Raw genomic sequence first — 19,500 nt, 5'->3', positions numbered from 1 at the left:
ATTATGTTTACAGGCATTATTGAAAGTTTAGGTAAAGTAGAAAGCCTGCAAAGTGTGGGCGGTGATGTACGTTTGCGTATTCAGACCGATTTGGATATGTCGGATGTGCATTTGGGGGATTCAATTGCCACCAATGGTATTTGCCTGACTGTGATCGAGTGGGGCGACAATTGGTATGCCGCAGATGTGTCCCGTGAAAGTTTGAACCGTACCACTTTAGGCACATGGAAAGTGGGTCAGCCTGTCAATGTCGAAAAAGCCATGTTGCCGACCACACGTTTTGGTGGACATATCGTAAGTGGCCATGTTGATGCAGTCGGTGAAATTACGCTGGTACGTGAAGATGCACGTTCAATTTACTATGAAGTGACTGCACCTGCAGAAATTGCCAAATATTTGGCAGAAAAAGGTTCGGTGACCGTCGATGGCATCAGCCTGACCATTAACCATTTACGCGGCAGTGTTATCAGTCTGAATTTAATTCCACACACGGCAGAGCGTACCAATATTGGCACATGGAAAGTTGGCAGCAAGGTCAATTTAGAAGTGGATGTCTTGGCGCGTTATATTGAGCGTTTGCTCTTGGGTGATAAAGCTGCAGAAACTACGCAGCAATCTAAAATTAGCATGGAATTCTTGGCTGAAAATGGCTTTTTAAAATAAGCACAGAGCCGAATGAAATTTAAACAGTCTGATTGAAAAATTAGACTGTTTTTTTGTTTTTAGGGATAATTAAAAAGATAAAGATGTTTTTTTCATCATAAACACCCCTTTGGTTTAATGTAGATGATTGATTTTTTAATGAATTTGGAACACTGGCTGCCATTATTACTCGATAATTATGGTCTGTGGATCTATGCCATTTTGTTTCTGATTATTTTTGCAGAAACAGGTTCTGTGTTCATGTTCTTTTTACCAGGCGATAGTTTGCTGATCGCAATTGGTGCCTTGTGTTCCACCACTGACGTGGTGCATTTGCACTATATGGGGATTTTGCTTTTTGTCGCGGCAGTCTTGGGATATAGCGTCAACTATTACACTGGACGAATTCTAGGGGTGAAGTATTTTCATCAACATTCACGTTATTTCAAACCTGAATATATTGTCAAAACCAACCATTATTTTATGAAACATGGTGGCAAAACTATTTTAATGGCGCGTTTTATACCGTTTGTACGCTCATTTGCACCATTTGCTGCAGGGTCAGGGCACATGCCTTTGGCGACCTTTAGTTTTTATAATGTGGTGGGTGCTGCCGTATGGATTTTTTCTTTAATGGCAATAGGTTATGGCTTGGGTAATATTTTGTCTTGGTTGGGTGATTGGATTTAAATTCCTCATTTTTTCTATTTTCTTCTTCTAAATCCACCGCGATAACTAAAAAAGTGGATTGATGGCCACAAAAAAAGCCCACCGTGTGGACTTTTGATATTGTTCAGTTTTAGTGTTTGGTGACAATTAATTCTGTGCCACCCAAGCGCGGGCTAAAAGTATCGTTACTTTGAATTGAAAACTCACCCTTTTCCGCTTCTTTAGACAAGTACATGCTTAATGATTGGAAATCTGCACGACTGATCCATAAATCCTGAGCACGAATACTCCACTGTTCGCCCGCATTAAGATGGTCGATTTTGCCTGAAATTTTCGTCAAGATATCCATTTGAAACCCATGATTACAAAAGTCATTTAAAGGAGATAAAAGTTGAGAATTCAACTTTTTCTGGATGATTATCATGTGACAAAATTATTTCATTTTGATGACATTGGGTTTAAGACTTTGGGCTAATTGGGGATAAAAAGTAAAATTATTCTTTAGAAAAATTTGAATTTTTTAAGATATAGTCAATTTCTTCTTGGGCTGCAGCATGTAGTCGCGCACGAAAGATCGTTACCGCCTGCTCAATTTGAGTTTCGGCTTCTAGCTCTAAACGCAAACGTACACTTTCAAGTTCAGAAACAATTTGATCATCACTTACCGCAGTTGCGGCTTGATTAAAAGTCACTGCAGGTAATTCAGGATTTTGCTCATAACGTGCAGTATAGTTTGAAATTTCCTGATCCAGACTTTGACGCATCAACTCAAGTGCTTGAGTTTGTTCTGCAAAGCGTTGCGCTTCATCTTGCTGTAGCTGTGCAGCATAAGCGGCTTGTTCTGCACGTTGCTGTTCTAATTTGAGTTCGAGTGCCAATTGGCGACGTTGCCGTGCTTCTTCAATCAAACGTGCTTTCAGGTCAGCATAGGCTTGTTCAATTTTTTCCTGTGATTGTTGCTGAGCGCGCTGATCTTCTGCAATCCAGTTGTGTAATTGCGTTTCAGGTTGCAAGACCTCACAAATTCGATGCAGATCATCCATAAATGTCTGGCGCACAGCCTGAGGCGCGGTTAACCAGCGCTGTTTAAAATCTGAGCCGACATTTAAAGTCACCGCATCTCTCCTTATTTTGAGCAGTATTTTAAAAAAAACGTTTTAAAATTAAAGCTTAAACGTCTGTGGTTCTATGCCCAAACGTCGATATTGTTTAAATTTTTCACGTCCAAGCACTTTGGCTGCTTCGTGATTTTCAATAATCTCAATAATGTGACTAAATTTTGCATAGGCTTCAAGTGCCTGACTGTTAAAATTAAACACAATCCAGTCCGATTGCTGCGGTAATTCGGCAGAAATACACACGTTGGCCTGTGTTTGGTTAATGCCATGTGGAATAAAGCTGCTGGCATCAAAACTCCACAGACGCTCATCCAATATTTGCTGTAACTCTGGATCAGGGCAATGCAGCCAAATGCGTGCCTGCTGCCGCAAAATTTTGCGGCATAAACGGCAAGTGCTTTCCACTTGCCGTTCAGGACTTTTTTCAAACAAATAAAAGCTAACTTTAGCCATTATTGCTTGCACGTTGTGCGAGGAACTGCATCAATAACGGTACAGGACGACCTGTTGCGCCTTTATTGCTGCCTGAATTCCATGCAGTGCCTGCAATGTCTAGATGCGCCCAGCGATAGTCACGGGTAAAGCGTTGCAAGAAGCATGCTGCAGTAACTGAACCTGCTTTAGGCCCACCAATATTGCCAATATCGGCAAATGGTGAATCCAGTTGTTCTTGGTAATCGTCAATCACGGGCATACGCCATACACGGTCAAATGCAGTGTGTCCCGCAGCATCCAATTCCGCCGCAAGTTCATCATCTGGGGTAAACATGCCTGTCAGTACCGAACCGAGTGCAACCACGCAAGCGCCTGTTAAAGTCGCAATATCAATCACCAAAGCAGGGTTGAAGCGTTTCACATAGGTTAGGGTATCGCACAGCACCAAACGACCTTCGGCATCGGTATTTAAAATTTCGATGGTTTGGCCGCTCATACTGGTCACAATATCACCCGGGCGAGTGGCTTTGCCTGACGGCATATTTTCTGCAGCGGCAATCGTGCCGACCACATGGATAGGTAAACGTGCTTCACATAGCGCGCGCATGGTGCCTAAGACTGAAGCAGAACCACACATATCAAATTTCATTTCATCCATCCCTAAGCCAGGTTTGAGTGAAATGCCGCCTGTATCAAAGGTGATGCCTTTACCAACCAATACCACAGGTGCTTCATCACGCTGTGCTTGGTATTCGAGGCTAATGATGCGTCCTGGACGGTCTGAACCCTGACTGACTGCAAGGAAAGCACCCATGCCCAATTCCGCTATTTCTGCTTCATCTAAAATGGTGACTTTGAGTAGGTCTGGATATTCTGCCGCAAGTGCTTGGGCTTGTTCTGCCAAATATTCAGGGAAACAAATGTTGCCCGGACGGTTGCCCAAGTCGCGTGCCATGTTTTGCCCCGATTGCATGGCTTCAATCAATTGAAGTTGATCTGCGCTGAGTGGGCTGTTATTGGCAATGAAATGGATTTGTTCAAGCTGAAATTCATTCTTTTTGCTTTTGTATTCATCAAAAGCATAGGCTGCTTGGGTCAGGCTGAGTGCAAATACATAATGCAGCTCGCTAGGCAGAGCAGACAAATCAATGCTGATCTGTTTAAATTTTTTTTGTGAAGATTTGATAATGCTTTGTGCAATTTTTGCCAGCTTTGCGGCTGGTAATTCTTCGGTTTTACCCAAACCGATCAGGTTGCTATTGGCGCATTCAACAACGCTAGCCACCAAACTTAAACTTTCATTAAAGCCTGCTTTAAATTGTGTCGCTTGAATAATGCTGTCTAAATCCTTGATTTGATAAGCAGCAGTTGCCTGTGGCACCTGTTCTGCAGCCACTAAAATTGACAAAGATTCACTCGCGCTGTGTTCTTGGAATGCGGGACTTAAGCTAAATTTAATCACTGGATTTTATGCCTATCTAAATGTGCAAACTATGCAACCATTGAAACATTTTTATGCGTCGAGTTTCAATGTATAACAAGGCGATAGGTTTTATATTTTCAACATTCAGGTAAACTAACGCGAATTGGATTCCCTCACATTTTGGAAGAAATAATTTGATTATTCGGCGTTATTTGGTCAAGCAAGTTGTGTCGACATCCTTGGTTGTGATTGCCTTACTGACTTTGATCATGATGGGTGGTCGCTTGATCAAGTATTTTGGCGTGGCGGCACAAGGGCGTCTGGATGCGAGTATTTTATTCAGCATCATTGGCTATCGCTTGCCTGAATTTTTGACGCTGATCTTACCTTTGGGTTTCTTTATTGGCTTGATGTTGGTATTTGGTCGTTTATATGTCGACCATGAAATGGCAGTGCTCAACAGCAGTGGCGTGAGTCGGCATCAATTGGCACGTTTATTGGTGCCAATGACGCTGGTATTTCTAATTGTCCAAGGCTTTTTAATGCTGTGGGCATCACCGTGGGGACTGCGTCAGTTTGAAGCATTGACCACCAGTCAGGCAGTACGCACAGGTTTTGATTTGGTGCGACCCAAAGAATTTATTTCTTCAGGGCCATATACCATTTACGCAGGCGATCTGTCCGAAGATCGTAAAAACCTGAAAGATATTTTCTTTTATCAACGTGCAGAAAAAGCAGGTCGTCCTGATGTCATGATTCTGGCAAAAGAAGCGACACGGGTAGAGTTGGAAAATGATCCTGCCAATGTGGTGGATTTGGTCGAAGGGCGTCGTTATGAAATATTTCCGGGCACAGCCAAATATTCACAGGCAGAATTCCAAAGTTATCGTTTACGTTTAGAAAATGATAAAGAAGCTAAATTTGAAAGTGCCGAAGTAGAAGCCTTAACCACCTCGCAACTTTGGAAAAACCGTGCAGACCCTGTGGTTGCAAGTGAACTCGGCTGGCGTATTTTTGTGCCTTTTGCGATTGTGGTGGCGTTGTTTTTAGCCGTGGCATTGTCAGAAGTTAGTCCGCGTCAGGGGCGTTATTTAAAACTGTTTCCTGCCTTGTTAATTTTCGCCAGTTTGATTGTGGCGCTCATGGCGGTTAAAACCCGTATCAGCAAACAAGAAATGGGCATGATTGCTTATCCGTTGGTGTTGTTGGCTTATGCGATTGCGGCAGCCTTGTTCTCACGTAAACAAAAACTAGCACCTAAAATTAAGCAGCAAATTCAGCGAGTGAGGTCTTAAGATGTTGGCACGTCGTATAGTTGCAAAACACGTCACCAAGACCACTGCACTGGCTATGTTTGGTGCAACGGCAATTTTGTCTGGTTTGCAGGTGTTGTTTACCTATTTAGGCGAATTGGGTTCACTCAATGAAAACTATAGTGCATGGCAGGCATTGCTGTATGTATTGTGGGGTGCGCCAAATTATCTCTATGAAATTTTGCCGATTTCTGCCTTGATTGGCGCAGTGTTAGGCTTGGGTACGTTGGCATCCAACAGCGAATTGATTGTGATGCGTTCTGCAGGGATTAGCCTGTGGCGTATTGTGGGATGGGTGATTCGTTCCGCCATGGTATTGGTACTGCTGTCTTTTGTGCTCAGTGAATGGGTGATTCCATACACCAATGAACAAGCCAAAAGTGTTAAAAGTCACCGTAGCGTCGCTGAGCTGGGTGAAGTTCGTGGCTATTGGTCGCGCGAAGGCAATCGTTTTATTTATATTGACTACGCCAATGCCCAAGGGCAGCTCAAAAATGTACAAGTGGTCGATTTTGATGATAATTATCGCTTGCGTGGTACATTGTCTGCAGATCAGGGACAGTTTGTTAAAGACGGTAGTTGGTTGCTCAATCAAACTGAACAGATGGATATTTTGCAGGCGGGCAACGCGACTTTAGCTAAAAACAGCGAACAGGCTTTGGCTTTAGCATTGCAACCGAAATATGTGCACATGGTCACCATCGACCCTGAAGATTTATCCCCAAGTCAATTGGTCAGTTTCATGAGTTATATGCATGAATACAGCCAAGTACCCAAAACCTACCAACTGGCGTTCTGGCAAAAACTTGGTGCACCCTTTGCGCTGATTGCTTTGGTGGTGATTGCTTGCTCCTTTATTTTTGGGCCGTTACGTCAGCAATCTATGGGTTTCCGTTTGGTGATTGCTTTATTTGTCGGCTTAACCTTCTTTTATTTACAGGATTTCTTGGGCTATGCCAGCTTGGTCTATGCACCATCGCCTGCGTGGTTCGTATTTATTCCTATTATTCTGATGTTTGTCATCGGCGGTTACTTACTGCATCGTGCGCGTTAAGTGCGGGCCGATGCTGCTGCTTTTTCCGTATGATTGGGTAAACCTATCTGAATCAGTGGCGGAAACCATCTTCTGAACATAGAGTCTTGACGCAAAATTCGTTAAGATAGCATGATTAATTTGTAGACGAAAAAAGAGTATTGATTATGGCGGATGCAACTGCTGGCAAAATCCCTCACGTATTGGTGATTATGGATGGTGTGGGTCATCGCGAAGCGGTCGAAGACAACGCGTTTTTAGCAGCGAAACGACCAAATTTGACTGCTATGCAGGAAAAGCATCCGCATGGTTTGATCTCTGGTTCAGGTGAAGATGTGGGCTTGCCAGATGGTCAAATGGGTAACTCTGAAGTTGGTCACATGAACTTGGGTGCAGGACGTGTGTTGTACCAAGACTTTACCCGTATTACCAAAGACATTCGTACAGGCGCTTTCTTTGAACATGAAGTGTTGGTCGATGCGGTAGAAAAAGCCAAAGCAGCCAACGGTGCAGTGCATCTGCTTGGTTTATTGTCTGAAGGCGGTGTGCATTCGCATGAAGATCATATCGTGGCGATGGCAGAATTGGCATTAAAACGTGGTGCAAAAGTTTATCTACATGCCTTTTTAGATGGCCGTGATACGCCACCCAAAAGCGCGCAGCCTTCTTTGGAAAAATTGGACGCATTATTTGCACAATATCCAAATCAAGGTCGTATTGCCAGCCTGATTGGTCGTTACTATGCGATGGATCGTGACAACCGTTGGGATCGTGTAGAACAAGCCTATCGTTTACTTACCGAAGGTGAGGCAGTACGTACTGCGGCAACCGCGGTAGAAGGCTTGGCAGCGGCTTATGCGGCAGAGGAAAGTGATGAGTTTGTGAAAGCCACCCGTATTGGTGAAATTGCCAAAATTCAAGATGGCGACAGCGTGGTGTTTATGAACTTCCGTGCTGACCGTGCGCGTGAATTGACCAAAGCTTTTGTGGAACAAGACTTTGCTGGTTTTGAACGTAAAGTTGTGCCGCAATTGTCTAAATTTGTGATGCTAACCCGTTATCAAGCCAGCATTGCTGCACCAGTGGCGTACATGCCAGAAGATTTGAAAAACTCGATTGGTGAATATTTATCAGACTTGGGCAAAACACAATTGCGTATTGCTGAAACTGAAAAATACGCACACGTGACGTTCTTCTTTAGTGGTGGTCGTGAAGATGAATATCCGGGTGAAAAACGTATCCTGATTCCATCGCCAAACGTAGCAACCTACGACTTAAAACCTGAAATGAGCGCTTATGAAGTGACTGATGAACTGGTTGCAGCCATTAATTCAGGTGAATATGATTTGTTGGTGGTGAACTATGCCAATGGCGATATGGTCGGTCATACTGGTGTGTTTGATGCAGCTGTCAAAGCAGTGGAAGCAGTAGATACCTGTTTGGGTCGTGTCTATGAAGCGGTGATGGCGAAACAAGGTCACATGATTATTACAGCTGATCATGGTAACGTCGAGCAAATGCAAGACTATGACAGTGGTCAGGTACATACTCAGCACACCACTGAATTGGTGCCATTCATTTATGTAGGCCCAACTAAGGCCACCATTTTGGAAGGTGGTGTGTTGGCAGATGTTGCACCAACTTTATTGAATTTGATGCAATTGCCAGTGCCAGCAGATATGCAAGGTCGCAACTTAATTCGCTTACAGGCATAACCCTCGATACAGGTAGATGATGGAATGACGGCTCACAAAATTTATGCGGTTGTGTTGGCAAGCGTGTTGTGTGCCAGTCATTCGAGTGTTTGGGCTGCGCCAGATTGGGAGTTAGATGGCCCTACACTACAACAGGACTATGTCGATGTGCCTGTAGAGTCGATACAGGAATTTGTACAAATCTATGGCATTGTCAAAGACAACTATGTGACTGAAAAAAGTGATGATGCCTTGTTTCAGCAAGCCATTCGTGGCTTGGTGAGCGGTTTAGACCGTTATTCACGCTATTTAACTGCTGAAGAATATAAACAACTTTTACAATATACCGAAGGCGACTTGGCCTCGGTTGATTTTACTTTGCGCTATGACGCTGCCCAGCAACATTGGGTCATTCAAAATTTAAGTGCCAATGCCGACTCGGCTAAACAAGGGCTGAAGAATGGCGACAGCCTATTTAAAATTGATAACCAAGAACTGAAAAAGCTGAGTGCAGATCAGGTCAATAACCTGCTCACAGGCTCAGTGGGATCGACTGTAAGCGTACAACGTGCAGCCAATCAGCCTGAAATTATGTTGGTACGCAACAAAAAAGTAGAAACCGATATTCAGGCGCAGATGCTTTCTAATCAGGTCTTGTTGTTAAAAGTACGTGTGTTTCAGCAAGACACCGCCAATGAAATTAAACGCTTAATTGAAGAACATAGCACGCCACGCTTAAAAGCCGTATTGATTGATCTGCGTAATAACCCAGGAGGCTTACTGTCTGCTGCGGTGGAATCTGCCGATTTATTTTTAAATCAGGGTGTGATTGTATCGACCAAAAGTCGTTCTGAAGGCGATCAACAATTTCAGGCGTTACCTAGCTTTGAATTTCAAAATTTAAAAGTCGGAGTACTGATTAATCATCGCTCTGCATCTGCGGCAGAAGTCTTTACCGGTGCTTTAAAAGACCATTCACGCGCTTGGGTGATGGGCGAAAAAAGTTATGGCAAGGGGGTGGTGCAAAAGCTGTTCCCACTTAGCGATGGTGCTGCCTTACAAATGACGGTTTCGCATTATTACACCCCACGCGAGCAAATGATTGAAGGGGTTGGGATTCAGCCGAATCAGCAATATATTCAAAGCCCTGAAATGAAAGAAGAGGCTTATCTTGAGCATGTGGCAGATTTACTGCTGAGCCGCCGTTAAGTCTCATCTGAGTAACACGTATTTTTAGACAGTCTTCATTGTTTAGCGTTTACTCATCTTCAGTATCTAATCCAAACTTTTTCAGACGATAGCGCAAAGAACGGAAAGACATGCCCAATTTTTTTGCTGCCAACGTACGGTTCCAGTGGGTCAGGTGCAGCGCATTCAGTAAAATGTCTTTTTCTACTTTTTCCAAGTAGGCTTCTAAACCTTCTTCAGGCAGTTTGCGTCCTGTCAGCAATACATCTGTCACGATCTGCTGTGGTGTTTCTGCTGTAGGTTGTGGTTCAGTGGTTGCTGTATTGCTCATACTGAATTGGCGCAAGGGTGCGGTTTGTAAGTGTTTGAGATCAATAACATCATCATCACTCAGGGTAATGGCACGTTCAATAATATTGCGTAACTCACGCACATTACCTGGATAGTACTGTTCTAATAAAAATTGCTGGGCACGAGGTGTCAGTTGTTTGGCAGGAATGTCCCATTCTTGTGCAACTTTTTGAATGAAGTGGTCTGCCAATAACAGAATATCTTGTCCACGTTCACGCAAGGCAGGCAAGACCAAATCCATCACGTGAATACGGAAGAATAAATCCTGACGGAAACGTCCTTGCTGAACCAAACTTTCTAAGTCCTGATGACTGGCGCTGATCACTCGAAAATCGACATCAATTTCACTATCTGAACCCACAGGACGGATGCGCTTTTCCTGAACGGCACGCAGCAGTTTGACTTGCATGCTCAGTGGCAGTTCGGCAATTTCATCTAAAAATAAGCTGCCCCCATGTGCGGACTGAATTAGACCTTGTTTGTCTTGAGTCGCGCCTGTAAAGCTGCCTTTTTTGTGTCCAAATAGCTCGCTTTCCATGAGTTCGGTGGGAATTGCGCCACAGTTAATCGCAATAAATGGCCCTTCGTTGCGGTTGCTTAAGCGGTGAACCAAATTGGCGACAACTTCTTTTCCCGTACCTGATTCGCCTGTAATAAATACAGGTGCTTGTGAACGCGCAATTTTTTTGATGGTGTTGCGTAATTGCTGAATAGGCAAAGACTGCCCAATCAACATTTTATATTCAAGCTGATCTTGGCTATGATGATCGGTAGTGTCGAACGGTTTGTTCAGTGCTTTTTCAAGGAGTTGCTGTAAATGTATTTGATTGACAGGCTTACTGACAAAGTCAAATGCACCCGCTTTTAACGCAGCAATCGCAATATCCATATTGCCGTAGGCGGTCAATACGGCAACAGGTACATTCGGATATTGTTCGGAAATCCATTCAACCAGTTGCAAGCCATTGCCATCGGGCAGGTTTAAGTCGGTTAAGCAAGCATCGTACTGATGTTCTGCCAATAACTGCTTGGCTTGCACTAAACGATACGCGACATGGGTTTGAATCCCCATACGTGCCAAAGTCATCTGCATGAGGGTACAAAGGTCTTCTTCGTCATCGACCAATAAAACTAAAGGTTGAACAGCGTGCATATTTTCCCCAAAACCACACAAAATTAAATCAAAACCACAGCAACAAGATTGATCCAATATCAATCGCGTTTATTCAATGGCACGTAGACATTTCATCCTGAAACATGCGCCTTGTTCTTGTTCTACATAGCTCAGCTTGGCTTGATTCGCCTCGCAAAAACTATGCGATAGATACAATCCTAAACCAGTTCCATTGATTTCGGTACTGAAAAATGGCTGGAACAGATAGAGGAGATCTTGACTGGCGACACCTGCACCAAAATCCCGCACATCAATATAAATATAAGTTGTTTGCGGGTAGACCGTAATCTCAATGGGCTGCTGTGCAGCATTGTGTCGAATGGCGTTACGAATCAGATTAATTAGCACTTGGCGAAACTGCGATTCATCAAACTGAATACTCAGTTGTTCGGTCAGTGTAAGCTGAATTTGACTCGCTGCATCAGGTAAATCTTCCTGAATGAATTGCGGCAAAAAGTGATTGAGCTGAATCGCGACAGGCGTGGTTTGTTTATTTTTGACCATGCTCAGCGTATCGTGAATAATTTTATCAATCCGTGTCGCTTGTTTGCTGATCATGTCCGACAGCAATTGTTGCTGTGCAGCATCACTGCCTGTAAATAAATTGTTGGCTTGTACAATGGCTGCCAACGGGTTGCGAATTTCGTGCGCAATACTGGCAGAGAGTTGTCCTAAGGCGGCTAATTTGAGTTGCTGGACTTGCTGATTGATTTTACGTCCATCCTGCAGCGCCAATAAAGTCAGCGTTTGATGTGGCACTTTGAGTTTTTGTACCTGAATATGCACATGAAAATGACTCAGTTGCGACTCGAATTGAAATTTTTCTCCATCTTGCAATTGATCAAATTTGAACAGATCAAATAAATCGGGCTGAATTTTATACAATGGATAGGTCGCGTGCGCATATTTAGGATGAATCCCCAACAGATGACAGGCTGCAGGGTTGCTGAGGACGACATAGCAATTTTCATCTAAAACCAAATAGCCCATTTCGGTTTGTTCTAAAATATAACGGTTGATATTTTGTAGGCGGTTTAATTCCAAAGATTGCGAAAAATTTAGATTTTCTAAAATTTGGAAACGCCGTACTGCAATACGTCCACTGCCATAAACCACCCAAAATAAAAATGCCAATAGCGCACTTTGACCAATATTATTTAGCGATGAAAAGTCCAGCAAACTCCCAACAAAGTGTTGGTAAATCACCATAATCATCGCGATGAGGGTAATGGCTAAGGCTTTACGCTTTTGCAGCAAGAGTGATGCTGCAAAAATCGTGATCGCAAACAGCAGACTTAAATATAAATTAGGGCCATCGCTGGCAAAAGTCAGGCTACTGAGCGCGATAATATCGACTGCAAAAAACAGGGTCAGTTGTTGCGTGCTTTTAAAAGGAATATATTTATAGCTGATCAGTTGCAGGCAGCTAAAAATAAAATAGCAGACCAAGGTGTATAGATATAAACCCGGGTGCTGATATTGTGTGCCAAGCTGCTGAAAGGTGAGTAGGGTAATCAGCAGCAAACAAAAGGCAATCAGCAGTCGGTAAGTACCATACCACATGCCAAGATGATACTGATTTAACTCAGAATGTTGTTTTAAATCTGGCATATCGTAAAGGTCTTATTTGTGCATCAACAGCGTTGAAAATTTAGGGTTTAATCAGTCCATAACGAATGGCAAGGTGAGTCAGTTTGACATCACTATCAATATTTAATTTTTCAAAAATACGGTAACGATAGGTATTTACGGTTTTTACACTGACAAACAACTTATCGGCAATTTCCTGTGCGCTAATACAATTCACCACCATCATCGCCACTTGCATTTCACGTTCTGAAAGACTATCAAAAGGCGATTGTTGTGTGTCAGATAAGTATGAACTTGCCAGTTGTTCGGCAATGTCGGCACTGAAGTATTTACCGCCCTGCATGACTTTTTTAATGGCACGTACCATTTCACTGACAGGTGCGCCTTTGGTGATATAGCCTTTTGCACCTGCTTTCAGCAATAAAGAAGGGTAGGGTTCTTCTGCCAAACCACTCACCGCCAAGACCTTAGTGTCTGGTGCAGTTTGCAATAGACGACGTGTGGTTTCTACGCCTCCAATCCCAGGCATGTTCACATCTAACAACACCACATTGGGATGATGCTGACGCACTAAGGTAATCGCTTCTTCACCCGATTCAGCTTGTCCAATCACCTGCACATCGGCATGGTCTTCGAGCATACGGCAAATCCCAGTACGTACCAATTCATGATCGTCGACTACTAAAACTGTGATCACCTACACTCTCCCTTTGAAAAAATCATCTTTTTTGTTACATAAAGCAAAATTAGCTTGCAATGAAACGACAAAATTAGCAATGCTATTCTTAATCTAGAATGAAAAGTTCTGCACAATATGGTGTCAAAAACGATTCATTGTTGTATTTTTAAATGTAAGGCATATTTGAGGTAATACGCAAATGTATCTTACCTCCCTGAGTTGAGTAAGCAGTCGTGAAAAATTCTAAGAAGTCGTTCATGCATGTGCTGGTCGCATCTATGATGTTCAGCCTAAGTTCTGTCAGTTTTGCTGAACTTGTCATCAATCCTTCCTCTGGGAGCGACGGTCAGGCGACCTTAAGTTGGTCTTCGGAGCAAGCCGATCAATTCTTAAATGGTGATCTGGAAAGTACCAGTGCGAGCGCTCAGGCTGCGCCAGAGAGCTATGTTGCTGAACCTACTCCGCCAGGTTCAACGAAAATTACCACTACAGTGCGTAGTAGCAATGGTGTTGCACCTGCTTCCACTGCGCCTAAAACAGTCCGTATTTTAGATACCTCTGCTTATAGCAACCAACCATCAGTTAATGCACGTGCTGCTTTGGTGATGGATGCGCAAACAGGTGAAGTGCTGTATAGCAAAAATACCAATGTGGCATTACCTATTGCATCTGTGACCAAGGTGATGACTGCCGTGGTGACTTCTGATGCACGTTTGAATATGTCTGAACAAATCACTTTGCAATCGATTGATTTTGCAGGTGCAGCAGGTAAAAACTCAAGCTCAACTTTGCGTGTGGGCGACAAGTTAAACCGTGCCGAAGCGTTACTGTTTGCATTAATGAAATCTGAAAATCCTGCAGCAGCAGCGTTGGCACGTACTTATCCAGGTGGGAAAAATGCCTTTGTAGCCGCAATGAATGCTAAAGCGCGTGAATTGGGCATGCATTCTACCCGTTTTACCGAAGCAACAGGCTTAGACCCACGTAATGTATCTTCTGCGCGTGATTTGGGTATTTTGGTCAGCACCGCTTCGCAATATGGTTTGATTCGCCAATTCTCAACCACGCCAACCTATGACTTTAACTTGGGTTATCGTGTTTTAAAATCTAACAATACCAATGCACTGGTACGTAATGGTGGTTGGAATATTAATCTGTCTAAAACAGGCTATATCAATGAAGCAGGGCGTTGTGTGGTGATGCATACCACTTTGAATAACCGTCCTGCAGTGGTGGTGCTTTTGGGTGCAGATACTTCACAAGCACGTACCAATGATGCAACTCGCTTAATGAGTTGGGCAAGCCAGTTACCTAAACGTATTTAAGAGCACATTCAGCTTGGAGCGTTGAGTTATCAATCGTATGACTCAACTTCCGTTAAAGTTGCATGATTCCAAATACAAAAAAACCTGCTAATGCAGGTTTTTTTGATCACGATTCAAAACTTACATGTTTGAAAGGATAGAGTCTTTTACTTGTTGCATTGTAGCATCAATAGAGAGCATCACAGCATCTGCACATTGTTTCATTGCAGTGTCAGGATCTTTCAGACCGTTACCTGTTACGGTACATACAATCACAGAACCTTCTTTGATTTTACCTGCTTTGATGTCGCGCATTGCACCACCAATAGACGCAGCAGATGCAGGCTCAACAAATACGCCTTCATACATAGACAGCATACGTTGTGCTTCTAAAATTTCGGCATCGGTCAATTCATCAAACCAACCTTCTGAATCACGTACTACTGCTTTAGCATGGTTCCAGCTTTGTGGGTTGCCAATACGGATTGCTGTTGCAACAGTTTCAGGATTTTCAACAGGCGCACCACGTAAGAATGGCGCAGCACCAGATGCTTGATAACCGACCATGATTGGACGGCCTTCAGGGTTTGGGCCTGTGAATTTGTCAGTAGCTGCGTCATATACCACCTGCTCGAATTGATCTGCAGGTTGGTTGGCAACTGCTTCGGTATATCCCATCCAGTGAGCAGTGATGTTACCTGCGTTACCTACTGGTAAGCAGTGGTAATCTGGAGCACGACCTAATTCATCTACAATTTCATAAGCGATGGTCTTTTGACCTTGTAGGCGGAAAGGGTTGATTGAGTTCACAATCGTTACAGGTGCTTGGTCAGCCACTTCTTTAACGAGACGCATACCATCGTCAAAGTTACCACGAATTTGCATGGTGATTGCACCGTACATCATCGCTTGTGCCATTTTGCCCATGGCAATTTTGCCTTCTGGAATTAAAACGAATGCTTTAATGCCAGCACGGGCAGCATAAGCTGCAGCCGCAGCAGAAGTGTTACCTGTAGATGCACAGATAATGGCTTTTGAACCTTCTTCAACCGCTTTGGTCACTGCCATGGTCATACCACGGTCTTTAAATGAACCTGTCGGGTTTAAGCCTTCATACTTCACATAAATTTCAACATCTTTACCAATAATGCGTGGAATATTCTCAAGCTTAATCAGCGGCGTGTTACCTTCGCCTAGAGAGATTGCACGTGTAGTTGCAGACACTGGTAAACGGTCACGATAACGGTCAACTAAACCAGTATAACGATTGGCATTCGACATGATGATGTTCCAATTGTGTGTAGAGCTTGGCAAGGGGAAATATTCCCCTCCACCCGATTAGTTATCAAGCGATTCTAAACGAATTCGTACAATTTCGCCATGAATGGTTGGCAATGCTTGAATTTGTTGTAACGCTTCATCCATTTTTGATTCTAGGACTGGGTCAGTCAGAATCACGATAGGAATAAGGTCTTTTAAGCGTGATTGCTGCATGATGGCATCAATACTGATTCCCGCGCGGCTTAAAATAGTGGTCACATCAGCAAGTACGCCAGTTTGGTCTTCGGCATTAATGCGAATGTAGTAACCCGTGGTCATTTCTTCACGGCTTAAAATTGGCAAGTCGGTTAAGGCTTCAAATGCCAATTGCGGAATTGTACCTGCGCCATCTTCGGTATAAGAAATGTCACGGACAATATCAACGACATCTGCAACTACTGCAGAGGCTGTTGGGCCTGCACCTGCACCTGCGCCATAATAGAGCGTTGGACCAACCGCATTGGCTTGTACCAAGACCGCGTTTTTCACGCCATTAACATTGGCAATCAATTCTTCTTCAGGAATTAAAGTTGGGTGAACACGCAGTTCAATGCCTTTGTCGGTACGACGGGCAATACCCAAGTGTTTGATGCGGAAACCGAGTTCTTCGGCATATTTCACATCTTGCGCGGTCACTTTGCCAATACCTTCGGTAAAGACTTTGTCAAACTGTAGCGGAATACCAAATGCACATGAAGCCAAAATAGTCAGTTTGTGAGCAGCATCAATACCTTCGACGTCAAAAGTCGGATCGGCTTCGGCATAGCCTAATTCTTGTGCTTCTTTCAGTACGTCTTCAAATGCACGACCTTTTTCACGCATTTCACTTAAAATGAAGTTGCCTGTACCGTTGATGATGCCTGCCAACCATTCAATTTTGTTGGCAGCCAAACCTTCACGGATGACTTTAATAATTGGAATACCACCTGCAACCGCAGCTTCATAGGCAATTTGTACGGCATTGTCTTCAGCTGCTTTAAATAGCTCATTGCCGTGTTCTGCAAGTAGGGCTTTGTTGGCTGTCACTACTTGTTTGCCGTGCTTCATGGCTTCCATGATCACGTCATAAGCAGGGTGAATACCGCCCATCACTTCAACCACCACGTCTACATCGGGTTGACGGACAATGTCCATCAAGTCGGAGCTTTGCTTGACCGATTCAGGCAAGTTTAGGTCAGGACGCGGACGACGTGTTCCCACATAAGTGATTTCAATTTCACGACCGGTGCGACGTCTAATCTCAGCAGCATTTTCTTTTAATAGTTTAAGGGCACCACCACCCACAGTACCAAGACCGAGGATTGCCAGACGAACTGGTTTCACGTCACACTCCATATTTTAATAACTTTAAGCAAGCCTAGATCATAGCTAAAAAAACGCGCTGACTCTAGGGCAGATCTCACTTATCTTCACAGTATAAAAAAAAGTAAAATAACGCATAAAAAATCGTTATTTATATTGGCTTCATAGATGCTACGTCTTGGTGTATTGGGATGATGCAGCATCCACAGATCCGCTATTTTTATTTGTCTAAGCGCTTGATCAATTCAGCGGTAGACAGATAGCCGCCTAAATATACGCCTTCGGCATTATAAATCGCAGGTGTGCCATTGACGCCCATATTTAAGCCCAATTGATACTGAGCACGAACAGGGTTTTTACAGTTGGCAGGTGCAATTTGTGCGCCATTCATGACCTGATTAAAGGCAGCGTGACGATCTTCGCTACACCAAATTGCTTCCATAGCAGGCATGTGCTGTTCACCACGCGGCCAAGCAATGTAACGGACTTCAATGCCTTTACCATTCATTTCATCCATTTGTTCATGTAGACGATGGCAATATGGACAGCTGACATCGGTAAATACATAAATGACGTGTTTGGTTTTGCCTTTGGCAGGGAATACCAATAAATCTTCCTGTTTTAATTCAGCAAAAATTTTCTTGTTCACGCCTGCTTGCAGGTTTTCACTGACGTTATGTAGTTCTTTGTCACCTAAACGGATCACATCGCCCTGAATAATGTATTTGCCATCACTGGTGGCATAGACCGATGACATGCCTTCAAGACTCACCCAAAATAAATTTGGAACTTCAGTGGCTTTAATGTCGGTAATTTTGGCGTTGATACCTGCAGTTTTAAAATGTTGCTGCAAGGTTGTACTTAAACGCTGTTGTGCATTGCGTTCAATTAGGGTTGATGCTTCACCCGTTGCAGGCGCACTGGCGGTGAGTGTGGTTTGCTTTTTATCTTCATTGTTTGCATTTGAACATGCGGTGATTGCAAAAGCACTTGCCAGTGAACAGGCAATCAAAAGTGTCGAGCGGGTAAATGTCATAAACAACCCTTTCTTGTTGGCATAAAAAATAGAGCGTTAGCATAACAAAAAATATTCGTGATCGTTAGGGTCTGTTGCCATTTCATAAATGGCTTACGTTCATAGATGAAGTGTCAACAGACCCTATGCTTCTACGTCGTTTTTGTTTTTTTAAGCCCGTGGATGATGTTGGGCATGCAATTGCTGCATACGGATTTGTGCAACGTGGGTATAAATTTGTGTAGTGGATAAATCGCTGTGCCCGAGCAGCATTTGTACCACACGTAAATCTGCCCCATGATTGAGTAAGTGTGTGGCAAAGGCATGTCTTAACGTGTGTGGCGATAACTCGGCTTGAATGCCTGCTTGCAGGGCATAGCGTTTAATGGCATACCAAAAATTTTGTCGGCTCATAATGCCGCCATGCACCGTTAAAAATAGATAATCGGTGGCACTTTTATACAGTTGCGGACGCGACTCGGTTAAATATTTTTCTATCCATTCACAAGCGACTTGTCCCATAGGCACCAAACGCTCTTTATTGCCTTTACCTACAATTCGTAAATAGCCTTGTTTTAGGTTGATTAATTCTAAACGTAAATTCAGCAATTCCGTCACTCGTAAACCGCAAGCATATAAGACTTCAAGCATGGCACGATCTCGTAATCCGAGTGCAGTGTTGATGTCAGGAGCGTGAATTAAGGCTTCAACATCGGCTTCAGATAAATCTTTGGGTAAGGCACGACCTAATTTTGGGGTTTTATGCGCAGCAACAGGGTTGTCAGAGCGCAGTTTGTGCTCTCTTAAAAATTTATAAAAAGAACGTAGTGCAGACAGGCAGCGTGCAATAGAGCGGGGGCTTTTTTGTTGTTTGGTGAGTTCGATGAGTACATCTGAAATATCGTCATGATTCCATTCAGGCATGGGTTTGCTGACATAGTCACTGCATTGAATTAAATCGGACAGATAGGCATTGCGGGTATGCGGGCTGACACTTTGCGCGATTAAATCGTTGCGATAGCCTTCCAAAAAGCTCAAAGCTTCTGGAATTTGTATTGCAGCAGGAATACGAGGTTTTTTGTTCAGCATAGGAATCACAGACGAAATCACAAAATTAATTGAGAAATTCGATAATAAGCAGCGTTATTTTCTACTCTAATCCAATTCAGCAAGGCTGTCGATGTGATATAAAGCATTTAAATGTAAGTCGACCTTATTTGTTAATTGTTCTCATTTGCATGTTATAATAT

At 43.4% G+C, this 19,500-nt stretch carries 18 protein-coding genes; 7 read left to right on the top strand and 11 right to left on the bottom strand.

The window, feature by feature from the left end:
- Window positions 1-3: 3 nt before the first annotated feature.
- On the top strand, window positions 4-663 hold the full coding sequence (locus FTU66_RS04115) for a riboflavin synthase (RefSeq protein WP_104852910.1): 660 nt from the start codon (window positions 4-6) through the stop codon (window positions 661-663).
- A gap of 123 nt (window positions 664-786) precedes the next feature.
- Window positions 787-1,332, top strand: coding sequence for a VTT domain-containing protein (locus FTU66_RS04110; RefSeq protein WP_004975673.1), 546 nt, complete (start codon window positions 787-789; stop codon window positions 1,330-1,332).
- Window positions 1,333-1,441: 109 nt separating this feature from the next.
- On the opposite strand, the gene FTU66_RS04105 is transcribed toward FTU66_RS04110, so the two are convergent.
- The 4 genes from FTU66_RS04105 to FTU66_RS04090 form a co-directional block, all read right to left on the bottom strand.
- Entirely contained in the window at window positions 1,442-1,660 is a 219-nt protein-coding gene (locus FTU66_RS04105; RefSeq protein ID WP_096901968.1) for a hypothetical protein, read from the bottom strand.
- 145 nt (window positions 1,661-1,805) lie between these two features.
- The gene (locus FTU66_RS04100; RefSeq protein WP_004975677.1) at window positions 1,806-2,426 is read right to left on the bottom strand and encodes a hypothetical protein; all 621 of its coding nucleotides are present in this window, start codon (window positions 2,424-2,426) and stop codon (window positions 1,806-1,808) included.
- Window positions 2,427-2,474: 48 nt separating this feature from the next.
- On the bottom strand, window positions 2,475-2,882 hold the full coding sequence (locus FTU66_RS04095) for a DNA polymerase III subunit chi (protein ID WP_004975678.1): 408 nt from the start codon (window positions 2,880-2,882) through the stop codon (window positions 2,475-2,477).
- Entirely contained in the window at window positions 2,875-4,323 is a 1,449-nt protein-coding gene (locus FTU66_RS04090) for a leucyl aminopeptidase (RefSeq protein ID WP_180112365.1), read from the bottom strand. The genes FTU66_RS04095 and FTU66_RS04090 overlap by 8 nt, the downstream gene beginning before the upstream one ends.
- A 158-nt stretch (window positions 4,324-4,481) precedes the next feature.
- Here FTU66_RS04090 and lptF point away from each other — a divergent pair, with 158 nt between their 5' ends.
- The 4 genes from lptF to FTU66_RS04070 all read left to right on the top strand — a co-directional run bounded on the left by lptF (window position 4,482) and on the right by FTU66_RS04070 (window position 9,536).
- Window positions 4,482-5,582 (top strand): LPS export ABC transporter permease LptF, encoded by a 1,101-nt coding sequence (gene lptF, locus FTU66_RS04085; RefSeq protein ID WP_004975682.1) that lies wholly within the window; start codon window positions 4,482-4,484, stop codon window positions 5,580-5,582.
- Window position 5,583: 1 nt separating this feature from the next.
- Entirely contained in the window at window positions 5,584-6,654 is a 1,071-nt protein-coding gene (lptG, locus tag FTU66_RS04080; protein WP_004975683.1) for an LPS export ABC transporter permease LptG, read from the top strand.
- Between the two features lie 146 nt (window positions 6,655-6,800).
- On the top strand, window positions 6,801-8,348 hold the full coding sequence (gpmI, locus tag FTU66_RS04075; RefSeq protein WP_180112348.1) for a 2,3-bisphosphoglycerate-independent phosphoglycerate mutase: 1,548 nt from the start codon (window positions 6,801-6,803) through the stop codon (window positions 8,346-8,348).
- A gap of 24 nt (window positions 8,349-8,372) precedes the next feature.
- Window positions 8,373-9,536, top strand: coding sequence for a S41 family peptidase (locus FTU66_RS04070; protein WP_004975690.1), 1,164 nt, complete (start codon window positions 8,373-8,375; stop codon window positions 9,534-9,536).
- A gap of 49 nt (window positions 9,537-9,585) precedes the next feature.
- Here FTU66_RS04070 and FTU66_RS04065 read toward each other — a convergent pair whose 3' ends face one another.
- The 3 genes from FTU66_RS04065 to FTU66_RS04055 all read right to left on the bottom strand — a co-directional run bounded on the left by FTU66_RS04065 (window position 9,586) and on the right by FTU66_RS04055 (window position 13,327).
- On the bottom strand, window positions 9,586-11,019 hold the full coding sequence (locus FTU66_RS04065; protein ID WP_180112347.1) for a sigma-54 dependent transcriptional regulator: 1,434 nt from the start codon (window positions 11,017-11,019) through the stop codon (window positions 9,586-9,588).
- Between the two features lie 69 nt (window positions 11,020-11,088).
- The gene (locus FTU66_RS04060; RefSeq protein WP_180112346.1) at window positions 11,089-12,651 is read right to left on the bottom strand and encodes a PAS domain-containing sensor histidine kinase; all 1,563 of its coding nucleotides are present in this window, start codon (window positions 12,649-12,651) and stop codon (window positions 11,089-11,091) included.
- Between the two features lie 40 nt (window positions 12,652-12,691).
- Entirely contained in the window at window positions 12,692-13,327 is a 636-nt protein-coding gene (locus FTU66_RS04055) for a response regulator (RefSeq protein WP_004975702.1), read from the bottom strand.
- 215 nt (window positions 13,328-13,542) lie between these two features.
- Here FTU66_RS04055 and FTU66_RS04050 point away from each other — a divergent pair, with 215 nt between their 5' ends.
- On the top strand, window positions 13,543-14,634 hold the full coding sequence (locus FTU66_RS04050; RefSeq protein WP_131260992.1) for a serine hydrolase: 1,092 nt from the start codon (window positions 13,543-13,545) through the stop codon (window positions 14,632-14,634).
- Between the two features lie 120 nt (window positions 14,635-14,754).
- Here FTU66_RS04050 and thrC read toward each other — a convergent pair whose 3' ends face one another.
- The 4 genes from thrC to xerD form a co-directional block, all read right to left on the bottom strand.
- Window positions 14,755-15,894 (bottom strand): threonine synthase, encoded by a 1,140-nt coding sequence (thrC, locus tag FTU66_RS04045; protein ID WP_180112345.1) that lies wholly within the window; start codon window positions 15,892-15,894, stop codon window positions 14,755-14,757.
- 57 nt (window positions 15,895-15,951) lie between these two features.
- On the bottom strand, window positions 15,952-17,256 hold the full coding sequence (locus FTU66_RS04040) for a homoserine dehydrogenase (RefSeq protein ID WP_004975708.1): 1,305 nt from the start codon (window positions 17,254-17,256) through the stop codon (window positions 15,952-15,954).
- A gap of 199 nt (window positions 17,257-17,455) precedes the next feature.
- Window positions 17,456-18,271 (bottom strand): DsbC family protein, encoded by an 816-nt coding sequence (locus FTU66_RS04035; protein WP_004975709.1) that lies wholly within the window; start codon window positions 18,269-18,271, stop codon window positions 17,456-17,458.
- A gap of 150 nt (window positions 18,272-18,421) precedes the next feature.
- Complete coding sequence (xerD, locus tag FTU66_RS04030; protein WP_004975712.1) at window positions 18,422-19,339, bottom strand: site-specific tyrosine recombinase XerD; 918 nt, start codon at window positions 19,337-19,339, stop codon at window positions 18,422-18,424.
- Between the last annotated feature and the right edge of the window lie 161 nt (window positions 19,340-19,500).

The organism is Acinetobacter sp. YH12131 (assembly GCF_013418635.1).
Classification (GTDB): domain Bacteria; phylum Pseudomonadota; class Gammaproteobacteria; order Pseudomonadales; family Moraxellaceae; genus Acinetobacter; species Acinetobacter towneri.
The sequence above is the reverse complement of the archived record's forward strand: the minus strand, read 5'-3'. Positions and strand labels throughout refer to the sequence as shown.